Raw genomic sequence first — 12,056 nt, forward strand, 5'->3', positions numbered from 1 at the left:
CCGCGCAGCGCCCCCGCCGTGAGCGCCGCCAGGACGCACCACAGGGCAGCCACCACGAACGCATCCGGCAGCGCGGCGACCGCCGCCAGCCAGGCGGCCGCCGCGAGAGCCAGCACCATCCCGCCCCCGGCGATCGCGGCGAGCAGGGCGGCGAGACGCGCCAGCGCCAGCCCCGCCACGAACTCCGGCACGAAGCGGAACAGCGCGCCCTGATAGGTAAGGTTGAGGCCGACCGGCCCCGCGCCGACGAGGACCAGCACGAGGAAGGCCGCCGCCGTCAGCGCGACCGTCGCCGCCGGCGACAGGCGCCGGACCGCGAGCCACAGCCAGGGAAAGGCGAGATAGCCCGCCCACTCCGTACTGATCGACCAGGACGGATAGTTCCACGCCCAGCGCCCGCTCAGCCCCCAGCCGTGCACCAGCAGCAGCGACCGCAGCAACTCGCCGAGCCCGAACCGACCCGCGTCGCGGATCGGAACCCCGGCAGCCCAGGCGGCGCCGAGCGCCGCCGCCAGCAAGGCGAGCGTTGCCAGATGCACGGGATAGAGTCGCGCCAGCCGCCGCCCCCAGAAGCGCAGCGGCGCCCATCCCCGCCCCGCGAGCGCCGGATGGGCATAGGCGAGCACCAGACCCGACAGCATGAAAAACGCATCGACGCCGAGATAGCCGCGCCGCAGCACGCCCCACCCGCCACCGCCGAGTTGGAGGTTGACGTGATACGCATAAACCCACAAAGCTGCCGCCCCGCGCAGGCAGGTCAGGTCCGGCAGCTTCGGCCGCGGCGGGACGATCGGCGGGACGCATGAAAACTGCGCCGCATCATCGAAATACGCAATTTCACTACGATTTCTGGCCATGGACGCAAGAAAACTGCGTGACAGGCCGCCTACCATCAAGTATCAAAAGGAAAGCCCGCGCGCCGGAAGGCGCAGCGGGCCAAGTTTAGGGAGGAAACGCCAGTCACACGGCAGGTCGAGGACCAGATCCTCTTCCTGACCGTGATGATGGCGTCCGATGCCATTCCCCGTCCATCGGAAAACGATGCGTTGCAGCATGTATTTTGTGCGATGAGGCATATTTTGCCGGTTTTCTCGGCGTTCTGACGCAGTTTCGAGCAAGAGGCTGCCTAATCCTGCGGCGCCGCGAAGTAGCCGTGCCGAAAGCTGATCCAAGGGCTCTTGATCAGGGCATAGGCGCCGCCCCAGACGACCGCTGCCAGCAGAGTCGTCGCGATCACCTTCCGTCCGAGATACGGCCGCGCCGGCGCGCCGCGCCAGCCGGTCAGCGGATCGGGGAGGTCGCCGCCGCGTGCCCCGAACGGCAGGACCGCGAACAGCAGGACCCACCAGATGAGAATGTAGAGGACGGTTCCGGTGAACCAGTTCATGACCTCGCCTCCGTGCGTCAGCGTATCCGCAACAGATGCACGTCGACCAGCGGCCGCTTCTGCAGGCGCCGGCCCAGCGCCCGGCGCAACCCGGTGCGCGCGGCCTCGGTCAGCGCGGCATCGTCGCGGCGCAGCGGCGCCGGCAGGTCGGCGATGATCTCGCCGAGTTCGTCGGCGATGCGCTCGGCCTCGGGGTCCTCGGCCTCCAGCAGCCCCGGCGCGCTGACGCGCACCGTCCCGCGCAGCCGCCCCTCGGCATCGACCGCGAGGCTGGCGACCGCGACGCCGTTGAACAGCATCCGCCGGCGCGCCGCCATCACCCCGCCTTGGGCCGGCACCAGCCGGTTGGAGTCGAGCACCAGCCGCCCCACCGGCGCGCTGTCCACCACCTCCGCCCGGCCGGGCGCGAGGCTGAGGATGTCGCCGTCCTCCAGCAGGATCGGCTGCGCGCCCGTCGCCTGCGCCAGTTCGGCATGCGCCGCCAGATGCCGCCATTCGCCGTGCACCGGGACCGCATAGCGCGGCCGGATCAGGGCATAGAGGCGGCGCAGTTCGTCGCGGGCCGGATGACCGGAGACGTGGACGAGGTGGTCCGCCTCCGTCATCAGCCGCACGCCGCGACGGATCAGGTTGTCCTGCACCGTGCCGATCGCCCGCTCGTTGCCGGGGATGACCTTGCTGGAAAAGATCACCGTGTCGCCTTCGCCGAGCGCGATGTTCGGATGGGTGTCGAGGGCGATGCGCGCCAGGGCGGAGCGCGGCTCGCCCTGGCTGCCGGTGACGAGGATCAGCAGGTTATCGTCTGGGATCGTGCCGGCGGCATCTTCCGGCACGAACTCGGGCACGTCGGCGAGATAGCCGGCCTCCCGCGCCGCCGCCTCCAGGTTGCGCAGGCTGCGGCCGACCAGCGCCACGCTGCGCCCGACCTCGCGCGCGGCGAGCGCGATGCTCTGCACCCGCGCGACGTTGCTGGCGAAACACGTGACGGCGACGCGCCCGCGCAGCCCGGCGAGCAAAGCGGGCAGCGCGCGCCGCACGTCGGCCTCGGACCCCGAATGCCCCTCGACCGTCGCGTTGGTCGAGTCGCAGACCATCGCCAGGACCCCGGCATCGCCCAACGCGGCGAGGCTCGCCTCGTCGGTCGGCGGCCCCACCTGCGGCTCCGGGTCGAGCTTCCAGTCGCCCGTGTGGAGGATGACGCCGTGCGGCGTGGTGATCACCAGCGCCTGCGCCTCCGGGATGGAATGCGCCATGCGGATGAAGCGCAGCGAGAAGGGCGGCAGGTCAAAGGCGGAACCCGGCTGCACCACGTGCACCTTGACCTGCCCGAGCAGGCCCGCCTCCTGCAGCTTGCGCCGCAGCACGGCCGCGGCGAAGGGCGTCGCATAGACCGGGCAACGAAGCTGCGGCCAGAGCCACGCGACGGCGCCGATATGGTCCTCGTGCGCGTGCGTGATGACGAGCCCGACCAGACGGTCGCGGCGATCCGCGATGAAGCCGGGATCGGGCAGCAGCACGTCCGCCTCCGGCTGGTCGGCACCGCTGAAGCCGATGCCGCAATCGACCGCGAGCCATCGTCCGCCACTGCGGTAAAGGTTGAGATTCATGCCGATCTCGCCCGTCCCGCCCAGGGGCAGGAAGGCCAGATCACCGGTGGAAGCATCCATAGAGCGTAAGGCTTTCTGTAATGTCAGTCGCTGTCGAGGAGGCGCGTGCGTTCACGGCTCAAGGTGGGGGCGGGGTTGCGCTCGGCCAACAGCCGCAGCCCGTCCAGCGTCAGGTCGGGGTCGATCTGTTCGATCACACCCGTCCCCTCGGCGAACAAAGGCGCCAGACCGCCGGTCGCGATCACCCGCAGGGTCCGGCCATACTCCCCGCTGATGCGCTGGACCAGCCCCTCGATCAGCCCGACATAGCCCCAGAAGATGCCGGACTGCATCGCCGGCACCGTCGCCCGCCCGATCACGGAGTGCGGCCGCCCGATGCCGATCCGCGGCAGCCGGGCGGCCGCGCGATGCAGGGCCTCGATCGACAGGTTGATCCCCGGGGCGATGACACCGCCCAGATAGGCACCGTCCTCGTCCACCACGTCGAACGTCGTCGCGGTGCCGAAATCGACCACCACCAGCGGTCCGCCATAGCGCCAGTTCGCCGCCAGCGCGTTCAGCAGCCGGTCCGCCCCGACCTCGGTCGGCTGATCGACCTTGATCTCGAAGCCCCAGTGCAGATGGGCGCGCGCCACCAGCGGCTCGGACGCGAACCAGTCGCGGCACAGCCGCCGCAGGTGATAGAGCGCCGCCGGCACCACCGTGCCGATCACCGCCCCGGTGATGCCCGCCCGGTCGATGCCGCTGTACTGCAGCAAGGCCAGGAGCCACACCGCGTATTCGTCCGACGTGCGCTGCGGATCGGTCGCGATGCGCCAGGTGCCGCGCCAGACATGCCCGTCGTGCACGGCGAACACCACGTTGGTGTTGCCGGCATCGACGACCAGCAGCATGGCCCCGGCTCAGCCGAACAGGGCCGCCGCCGCCGCCTGTGCGGCGCCGACGATCGGGGCGGGAAAGACGAAGAAGAACGTCGTGACCACGGCACCGACCCCCAGGACGAAGGACAGCCCCACCGGCCGCCGGTCGAACGCGGGCGCCGGATCGTCGAAATACATCACCTTGATGACGCGCAGATAGTAATAGGCGCCGACCACGCTGGTCAGCACGCCGATAATCGCCAGCGTCCAATACCCGGCCCGCACCGCGGCGAGGAAGACGTAGAGCTTTCCGAAGAAACCCGAGAGCGGCGGGATGCCGGCCATGCTGAACATGAAGATCGCCAGCGCCAGCGCCATGCCGCCGTCGGTGCGCGCGAGCCCGGCCAGGTCGCTGATCTTCTCCAGCGCCCGCCCCCGCCGCCGCATGGCGATCAGGCAGGCGAAGGTGCCGGCGCTCATGAACACATACGTGACCATGTAGATCAGCACCCCGCGCAGCCCGTCCACGGTGCCCACGGTCAGGCCGATCAGCGCGTAGCCCATGTGGCCGATCGAGGAATAGGCCATCAGGCGCTTAATGCTGGTCTGCCCGATGGCGGCGAGCGAGCCCAGGATCATCGAGGCGATGGAGACGAACTCGAAGATCTGCGTCCACTGCGACGTCAGGTGGCCGAACGGCACGAACATGACGCGCAGCAGCAGCACGATGGCCGCGACCTTCGGCGCCGTTCCCAGGAAGGCGGTGACGGGCGTGGGCGCGCCCTCATAGACGTCGGGCGTCCACATGTGGAACGGCACGGCGGAAATCTTGAACGCGAGCCCGGCGATGACGAACACCATGCCGACGATCAGGCCCGCGGATGCGTGCGACGGGTCGCTCAGCAGATGCGCGAGCGCGGCGAAGTCGAACGTGCCGGAGAAGCCATAGACCAGCGAGATGCCGTACAGCAGCAGGCCCGACGCGAGCGCGCCGAGGACGAAGTATTTCAGCCCCGCCTCCGCGGACCGCAGTTCGTCGCGGGCAAAGGCGGCGAGCACATACAGGGCGAGGGATTGCAGCTCGAGCGCGAGATACAGCGACATGAAATTGTTGGCGGAGACCATCGCCAGCATGCCGACGACCGCCAGCAGCATGAGCACCGGATACTCGAACCGGGCCAGCCCCTCCTCCCGGTTGTAGTCCTGCGCGCTCACGAGCGCGAGCGCCGCGCCCGCGAGGATCAGCAGCTTCGCGAAGACGGCGAACGGGTCCACGACGTACTGGCCGTTGAACGCGAAGCCGCGCGCCTGCCCGATCACCAGCACGGCCCCGATCAGCAGCGCCCCGAGGGTGAGCATGCTGCACACGGAAAAGCTCTCGCCGCGGCGCAGCACGCCGAACAGCAGGATCGCCATCGCCAGGATCGACAGCGTGATTTCCGGCAGCGCGAGGGTCCAGTTCATCTCAGTGTCCCACCGCCGGCACGACGTTGGCGGCAAGCTGCGCGGCATGCGCCAGCGCCGCCGTGTGCTGTGCGCTCATGTGCTGCACCGTCACGTCGAAGAAGTCCGTGAAGCTCGACGGATACACGCCCATCCAGATCGTCAGCACGATCAGCGGCGCGAACACCGCCCATTCGCGCGGCGACATGTCCAGGATATTGCGCAGATCGTCGCGCGTGATACGGCCGAAGATCACCCGCCGGTACAGATAGAGCGAATAGGCCGCGCCCAGGATCATGCCGGTGGCGCCCAGCAGGGCGAGCCAGAAACTGACCTGCAGCGAGCCCACGATCACCAGGAACTCGCCCACGAAGCCGGACAGTCCCGGCAGGCCGACCGTGCCCATGGTGAACACCATGAACACCACCGCATAGCCCGGCATCCGGTCGGCAAGCCCGCCGTAGCGGGCGATCTCGCGCGTATGCATCCGGTCATAAATCACGCCGACGCAGAGAAAGAGCGCGGCTGACACGATGCCGTGCGACAGCATCTGGAACATCGCGCCGTCGATTCCCTGCACGTTGAACGTGAAGATGCCGATCGTCACGACGCCCATATGGGCGACGGACGAATAGGCGATCAGCTTCTTCATGTCCTCCTGCGCCAGGGCGACGAGGGAGGTGTAGATCACCGCGATCACCGACAACGCGAAGATGAGCGGCGCGAACATCGCCGATGCCTCCGGCAGCATCGGCACCGAGAAGCGCAGGAACCCGTAGCCGCCCATCTTCAGCAGCACGCCCGCCAGGATGACGGAGCCCGCGGTCGGCGCCTCCACGTGCGCGTCGGGCAGCCACGTATGGACCGGCCACATCGGCACCTTGACGGCGAAGGAGGCGAGGAAGGCCAGGAACAGCCATGTCTGCATCGAGGCCGGGAACTGCGTGTGCAGCAGCGTCTGGATGTCCGTCGTTCCCGCCTGATGCCACATGGCGAGCAACGCCAGCAGCATCAGCACCGAGCCGGTCAACGTGTACAGGAAGAACTTGATGCTGGCATAGACGCGCCGCGGGCCGCCCCACACCCCGATGATGAGGTACATCGGGATCAGCACGCCCTCGAAGAAGATATAGAAGACGACGAAGTCGAGCGCGCAGAACATGCCGACCATCATCGTCTCGAGCACGAGGAAGGCGATCATGAACTCGCGCACGCGGGTATGGATCGCCTCCCACGCGGACAGGATGCAGATGGGCGTCAGCAACGTGGACAGCAGGACGAACAGCACGGAAATCCCGTCCACGCCGACCTTGTAGCCGACGCCGAACTCCGGCAGCCACGACACGCTTTCGACGAACTGAAAGCCTGCCTCGCCGCGGTCGAAGCGGACGAACAGCACCAGCGAGAGGGCCAGGACGATCAGGCTGGTCCACAGCGCGGTCCAGCGCGCGTTGGACGCCACGGTCGCCTCGTCGCCGCGCACCATCATGATGATCGCGACGCCGACGAGCGGCAGGAAGGTCAGCAGCGACAGCAGGGGAAAGCCGGCGGCGTTCATGGTTTTACCGGAACAGCAGGAACACGCCGACGAGGACGACGACCCCGATCAGCATCACGAAGGCATAGGTCGCGATCGATCCGGTCTGGATGCGCACCGCGCCACGCGCACCCTCCGCCGCGAGGGCCGCCGCGCCGTTCGGCATCCCGTCGATGATGGTCGCGTCGCCAACCTGCCACAGCACACGGGCAAGGCGCATCGCCGGGCGCACGAACAGGAAGTCGTACAGCTCGTCGAAATACCATTTGTTGAGCGCGAACAGGTAGACCGGCCGCAGCCGGGTGGCGAACCAGACCGGGATGCCGGGCGCGAACATGTAGCAGACATAGGCCGTCGCGATGCCGAGCAGCCCGACCACGCTGGGCGTCAGGCTGACCCAGGTGGGCACGTGCTCCATCGCCGTCATGATGTGATTGTCCGGCCCGTTGACGATCGCGCCGCGCCAGTAGGCCGACCAGTCCGGCCCCAGCATCACGTCATGCAGCGCATAGCCCGCGACGAGCGCCCCGATCGCCAGCACCACCAGCGGCAGGGTCATGACCGGGGGGCTCTCGTGCACATGCTCCAGCGTGTGATGATCCATCCGCGGCTTGCCGTGGAAGGTCATGATCAGCAGGCGCCAGGAATAGAAAGCGGTCAGGAAGGCCGCGAGCACGCCGCAGATCCAGCCATAGGTCGCGATGAAGCCGGGCGCGGCATAGGCCGCCTCCAGGATCGCGTCCTTGGAATAATACCCGGAGAACGGAAACACGCCGGCCAGCGCGAGGCTGCCGACCCACATCACCGTGTAGGTCACCGGGATCAGGCGCCACAGGCCGCCCATCCGGCGCATGTCCTGTTCGTCGGACATGGCGTGGATCACCGAGCCGGCCGAGAGGAACAGCAGCGCCTTGAAGAAGGCATGGGTGAAAAGATGGAACACCGAGGCCTGATAGGCACCCACGCCTGCCGCGAGGAACATGTAGCCGAGCTGCGAACAGGTCGAATAGGCGATCACCCGCTTGATGTCGGTCTGCGCGCATCCGATCGTCGCCGCGAACAGCGCGGTCGTGCCGCCGATGAAGGTGACGAAGGCCAGCGCGGTCGGCGCGTATGCCATCACCGGCGACATGCGCGCCATCAGGAACACGCCGGCCGTCACCATCGTCGCGGCATGGATCAGCGCCGAGACCGGCGTTGGTCCCTCCATCGCGTCGGGCAGCCAGACATGCAGGCCGATCTGCGCCGACTTGCCCATGGCGCCGATGAACAGCAGGAAGCCGATCACCTCCAGCACCGGGAAGGTCGTGCCGAACAGGTGATAGACGTCGCCGGCATGACGCGCGACGGAGCCGAAGATCACCGGGAACTCGATCGAGCCGAAGGTGAGGAAGACCAGCGCCACGCCCACCGCGAAGAACAGGTCGGCGATGCGGTTGACGATGAACGCCTTGATCGCCGCCCGGCACGCGCTCGGCCGGTCGTACCAGTAGCCGATGAGCAGGTAGCTCATCAGCCCGACGCCTTCCCAGCCGAAGAACAGCTGCAGCAGGTTGTCCGCCGTCACCAGCATCAGCATCGCGAAGGTGAAGGCCGACAGATAGGAGAAGAAGCGGTAGCGCGTCCCCTCCGGCTCGTGGCCCATGTAGCCGATGCTGTAGATGTGGATCAGGGTGGACACGAAGGTCACCATCCCGACCATCGTGGTCGACAACGGATCGCTCCGCAGCGCCCAGCTGACATGGAATGACCCGGCCTGCACCCACGCGCCGAGATCGAGCGTCTCGGTGGGCGCATTGCCGAAACCGACCGCGAAGAAGGCGGTCACCCCGCAGGCGGCGGCGACCAGCATGCACAGGATCGACACGGCCTGCGCGGCGCGATCGCCGATCGCGCGTCCGAACAGGCCGGAGACGAGCGCACCGATCAGCGGCGCGAAGATGGCGACGGCGTAGAACACCGGGTCAGCCCTTCATCAGGTTCACGTCCTCGACCTGGATCGAGCCGCGGTTGCGGAAGTAGATGACGACGATCGCCAGCCCGATCGCCGCCTCGGCCGCGGCGACGGTCAGCACGAACAGCGCGAACACCTGCCCGACCAGATCGCCGAGACTGGCGGAAAAGGCGACGAGGTTGAGATTGACCGCCAGCAGGATCAGCTCGACCGACATCAGGATGATGATGACGTTCTTGCGGTTGAGGAAAATGCCGAACACGCCCAGCACCAGCAGGATGGCGCTGACCGCCAGGTAATGCGTCAGACCGACCGCCATCGTCAGTGCCCTCCGCCGTCATGATGGCCGCCGCCATGCGCCGCGCCGGCGTCATGGGGGTCCGCATGCCCGTCCGCATGCCCATCCGCATGGGCGAGCCGCCGTGCCGGTGGCGCGGGCGGCGGCGGCACCGACACCTCCGCCATGCCGACACCGAGCGGCACCGACACCATCGCCAGCGTGTCCGCCGGGCGGCGCGCGTGCTGGCGTTCGATGCTCTGGTGCCGCGATGTCTGCCGGTCCCGCAGCGTCAGCACGATGGCGCCGATCATCGCGACGAGCAGCACCAGACCGGCTGCCTGGAACAGGAAGACGTACTGCGTGTAGATCAGGTCGCCGAGCGCCGCGGTGTTGTGCGTCGCCTCCGGCACCGGCGCGAAACGCAGGCTCATCGCGTCGGGGGCGAACTTCCAACCGCCGAGCACGAGCGCCAGCTCCACCAGCAGCACCACGCCCACCGTCGCGCCGATCGGCAGATAGCGCTGGAACCCGCCGCGCAGCTCCGCGAAGTTGACGTCCAGCATCATCACGACGAACAGGAACAGCACCGCGACGGCGCCGACATAAACGATGAGGAGAATCATCGCCAGGAACTCCGCCCCGGCAATGAGGAACAGCGCCGCGGCGTTGAAGAACGCCAGGATCAGGAACAGCACCGAGTGGACGGGGTTGCGGCTGCTGACCACCGCCGCCGCCGATACCAGCAGGATGGCGGCGAAGACATAGAAGAAGAATGCGACGATCATCGCAGGCTTACCGGTACGGTGCGTCGAGTTCGAGCCGCCGGGCGATCTCGCTCTCCCAGCGGTCGCCGTTCGCGAGAAGCTTGTCCTTATTGTACATCAGCTCCTCGCGCGTCTCGGTCGCGAACTCGAAATTGGGCCCCTCGACGATCGCATCGACCGGACACGCTTCCTCGCACAGGCCGCAATAGATGCACTTCGTCATGTCGATGTCATAGCGGGTGGTCCGCCGGGACCCGTCCTCGCGCGGTTCCGCCTCGATCGTGATGGCCTGCGCCGGGCACACCGCCTCGCACAGCTTGCAGGCGATGCAGCGTTCCTCGCCGTTCGGATAGCGCCGCAGGGCGTGCTCGCCCTTGAAGCGCGGGCTGAGGACGTTCTTTTCGTACGGATAGTTGATGGTGGCCTTAGGCCGGAAGAAGAAGCGCATCGTCGTGGCCATGCCGGCCAGCAGCTCGGCCAGCAGGAAGCGTCCGGCGGTGCGATCGAGAAACGCCATGGTCAGAACCCCCGTGCCCGCATCACGCGTGCGGCAGCCAGCCGAACAGCTCGAGCGCACCCGCCGTCAGGACCAGCCAGATCAGCGACAGCGGCAGGAAGACCTTCCACCCCAGCCGCATCAGCTGGTCGTAGCGGTAACGCGGAAACGTCGCCCGCACCCAGAAGAAGCAGAACAGCAGCACCGAGACCTTCAGGATGAACCAGAGCGGCCCCAGATGCGTGAACGGCGCGAAGGGGATCGGGCTGAGCCATCCGCCGAGGAACAGGATCGTCGTCATCGCCGAGATCAGGATCATGTTCGTGTATTCGCCCAGGAAGAACAGGGCGAAGGCCATGGCGCTGTATTCCACCATGAAGCCGGCCACGATCTCGCTCTCGCCCTCGGCGAGGTCGAACGGCGCGCGGTTTGTCTCGGCCAGACCCGAGATGAAGAACACGATGAACATCGGGAACAGCGGGATGCAGAACCACACATGCCGCTGCGCCAGCACGACGTCGGTCAGGTTCAGGCTGCCGACGCACAGCAGCACCGTCACGATCACGAAGCCGATCGACACCTCGTAGGACACCATCTGCGCCGCCGAGCGGAGCGCGCCGAGAAAGGCGTATTTCGAGTTGCTCGCCCATCCGGCGATGATGATCCCGTAGACGCCGAGCGAGCTGATCGCGAAGAGATAGAGCACGCCCACGTTGATGTTCGCGATCGCCCATCCCTCGTTCACCGGGATCACCGCCCAGGCGATCACCGCGAGGCCGAAGGTGAGCATCGGCGCGAGGAAGAACAGGAACCGGTTGGCCCCGGACGGGATCACCGTTTCCTTCGTCAGCATCTTCAGCGCGTCGGCAAAGGGCTGCCACAGGCCGAACGGCCCGACCACGTTCGGTCCGCGGCGCAGCTGCATCGCCGCCAGGACCTTGCGCTCGGCATAGGTCAGATAGGCCATCATCAGCAGCACCGGCACGACGATCGCCAGTGCCTCCGCGACCGTGAGAATGACGGTGCCGACCGGCGTTGCTAGGAAGCCGCTCATTCGGCCGCCACCGGCAGCGCGGACTGGGCATAGGTCGCGGTGCATTCCGCCATGGTCGGGCTCGCGCGGCTGATCGGGTCGGTCTGATAGTAGTTCGCGACCGTGCTGGCAAACGCGGCGCCGCTCATCGCCGCCGGGTCGCCGGCCGGCCCGGTCGTATCGGCGCAACCGGTGTGCGCGACATGCCCGACCCGTCCGAACGAGGGCACGTCCGCTTCCATGTGCGCCCGCAAAGCATCCAGGCTGTCGAACGGCAGCACGTGGCCGAGCACGGCGCTCGCCGCCCGCAGGATCGTCCAGTCCTCCCGCGCCTCGCCCGGCGGGGCGACCGCCGGATAGCCCCGCTGCACCCGCCCCTCGGTGTTGACATAGGTGCCGTGCTTCTCGGTGTAGGCGGCACCCGGCAGGATCACGTCCGCGCGCGCGGCACCGGCATCGCCATGATGTCCCTGATAGACGACGAAGGTGTCGGCGCCGATGCGCGACATGTCGAACTCGTCCGCGCCCAGCAGCCACAGCACGTCGACGCCGCCGCCCATCATCTGCGCCAGCGTCTTCCCGCCGGGACCGGGCACGAAGCCGAGATCGAGCGCACCGACCCGTGCCGCCGCCGTGTGCAGCACGTTGAACCCGTGCCAATCCGGCGTCAGCGCCCCGCCGCGCTCGGCGAGCCG

Annotated in this window: 13 protein-coding genes; all 13 read right to left on the minus strand. The window is 67.8% G+C overall.

Translation table 11 applies throughout. The features are described 5' to 3' along the window. Positions 1-857 (minus strand): acyltransferase family protein (locus B8460_RS10625; protein WP_158322803.1); only part of this gene is annotated, 857 nt, incomplete at its 3' end. A 42-nt stretch (positions 858-899) separates the two neighbouring features. Then, complete coding sequence (locus tag B8460_RS21860; protein WP_158322804.1) at positions 900-1,055, minus strand: hypothetical protein; 156 nt, start codon at positions 1,053-1,055, stop codon at positions 900-902. A gap of 71 nt (positions 1,056-1,126) precedes the next feature. Next, entirely contained in the window at positions 1,127-1,387 is a 261-nt protein-coding gene (locus tag B8460_RS10630; RefSeq protein ID WP_048861574.1) for a DUF1467 family protein, read from the minus strand. Positions 1,388-1,404: 17 nt separating this feature from the next. Continuing rightward, on the minus strand, positions 1,405-3,054 hold the full coding sequence (locus B8460_RS10635; protein ID WP_048861575.1) for a ribonuclease J: 1,650 nt from the start codon (positions 3,052-3,054) through the stop codon (positions 1,405-1,407). A 23-nt stretch (positions 3,055-3,077) separates the two neighbouring features. Next, complete coding sequence (locus B8460_RS10640; protein ID WP_048861576.1) at positions 3,078-3,887, minus strand: type III pantothenate kinase; 810 nt, start codon at positions 3,885-3,887, stop codon at positions 3,078-3,080. 9 nt (positions 3,888-3,896) lie between these two features. After that, complete coding sequence (gene nuoN, locus B8460_RS10645) at positions 3,897-5,318, minus strand: NADH-quinone oxidoreductase subunit NuoN (RefSeq protein WP_048861577.1); 1,422 nt, start codon at positions 5,316-5,318, stop codon at positions 3,897-3,899. A 1-nt stretch (position 5,319) separates the two neighbouring features. Beyond that, positions 5,320-6,855 (minus strand): NADH-quinone oxidoreductase subunit M, encoded by a 1,536-nt coding sequence (locus tag B8460_RS10650; protein WP_048861578.1) that lies wholly within the window; start codon positions 6,853-6,855, stop codon positions 5,320-5,322. Positions 6,856-6,859: 4 nt separating this feature from the next. Next, positions 6,860-8,794: an NADH-quinone oxidoreductase subunit L gene (nuoL, locus tag B8460_RS10655; RefSeq protein WP_048861579.1), complete on the minus strand. Its 1,935-nt coding sequence runs from the start codon at positions 8,792-8,794 to the stop codon at positions 6,860-6,862. Between the two features lie 4 nt (positions 8,795-8,798). Then, positions 8,799-9,107, minus strand: coding sequence for an NADH-quinone oxidoreductase subunit NuoK (gene nuoK / locus B8460_RS10660; RefSeq protein ID WP_048861580.1), 309 nt, complete (start codon positions 9,105-9,107; stop codon positions 8,799-8,801). Positions 9,108-9,109: 2 nt separating this feature from the next. Further along, positions 9,110-9,853, minus strand: a complete 744-nt coding sequence (locus tag B8460_RS10665; RefSeq protein WP_048861581.1) for an NADH-quinone oxidoreductase subunit J — start codon at positions 9,851-9,853, stop codon at positions 9,110-9,112. 7 nt (positions 9,854-9,860) lie between these two features. Then, the gene (gene nuoI, locus B8460_RS10670; RefSeq protein ID WP_048861582.1) at positions 9,861-10,349 is read right to left on the minus strand and encodes an NADH-quinone oxidoreductase subunit NuoI; all 489 of its coding nucleotides are present in this window, start codon (positions 10,347-10,349) and stop codon (positions 9,861-9,863) included. Between the two features lie 22 nt (positions 10,350-10,371). Then, a complete protein-coding gene (nuoH, locus tag B8460_RS10675) occupies positions 10,372-11,382 on the minus strand; it encodes an NADH-quinone oxidoreductase subunit NuoH (RefSeq protein WP_048861583.1) in 1,011 nt (336 codons plus the stop codon). Further along, a partial coding sequence (locus tag B8460_RS10680) for a molybdopterin-dependent oxidoreductase (protein WP_048861584.1) occupies positions 11,379-12,056 on the minus strand: 678 nt, incomplete at its 5' end. The genes B8460_RS10680 and nuoH, both read right to left, overlap by 4 nt.

Source organism: Acidisphaera rubrifaciens HS-AP3 (genome assembly GCF_000964365.1).
GTDB classification, from domain to species: Bacteria; Pseudomonadota; Alphaproteobacteria; order Acetobacterales; family Acetobacteraceae; genus Acidisphaera; species Acidisphaera rubrifaciens.

Coding starts and splice junctions, on each gene's coding strand:
- B8460_RS21860 (WP_158322804.1), bottom strand. CDS start 1,055: ATGCTGCAACGCATCGTTTTCCGATGGACGGGGAATGGCATCGGACGC.
- B8460_RS10630 (WP_048861574.1), bottom strand. CDS start 1,387: ATGAACTGGTTCACCGGAACCGTCCTCTACATTCTCATCTGGTGGGTC.
- B8460_RS10635 (WP_048861575.1), bottom strand. CDS start 3,054: ATGGATGCTTCCACCGGTGATCTGGCCTTCCTGCCCCTGGGCGGGACG.
- B8460_RS10640 (WP_048861576.1), bottom strand. CDS start 3,887: ATGCTGCTGGTCGTCGATGCCGGCAACACCAACGTGGTGTTCGCCGTG.
- nuoN (WP_048861577.1), bottom strand. CDS start 5,318: ATGAACTGGACCCTCGCGCTGCCGGAAATCACGCTGTCGATCCTGGCG.
- B8460_RS10650 (WP_048861578.1), bottom strand. CDS start 6,855: ATGAACGCCGCCGGCTTTCCCCTGCTGTCGCTGCTGACCTTCCTGCCG.
- nuoK (WP_048861580.1), bottom strand. CDS start 9,107: ATGGCGGTCGGTCTGACGCATTACCTGGCGGTCAGCGCCATCCTGCTG.
- B8460_RS10665 (WP_048861581.1), bottom strand. CDS start 9,853: ATGATCGTCGCATTCTTCTTCTATGTCTTCGCCGCCATCCTGCTGGTA.
- nuoI (WP_048861582.1), bottom strand. CDS start 10,349: ATGGCGTTTCTCGATCGCACCGCCGGACGCTTCCTGCTGGCCGAGCTG.
- nuoH (WP_048861583.1), bottom strand. CDS start 11,382: ATGAGCGGCTTCCTAGCAACGCCGGTCGGCACCGTCATTCTCACGGTC.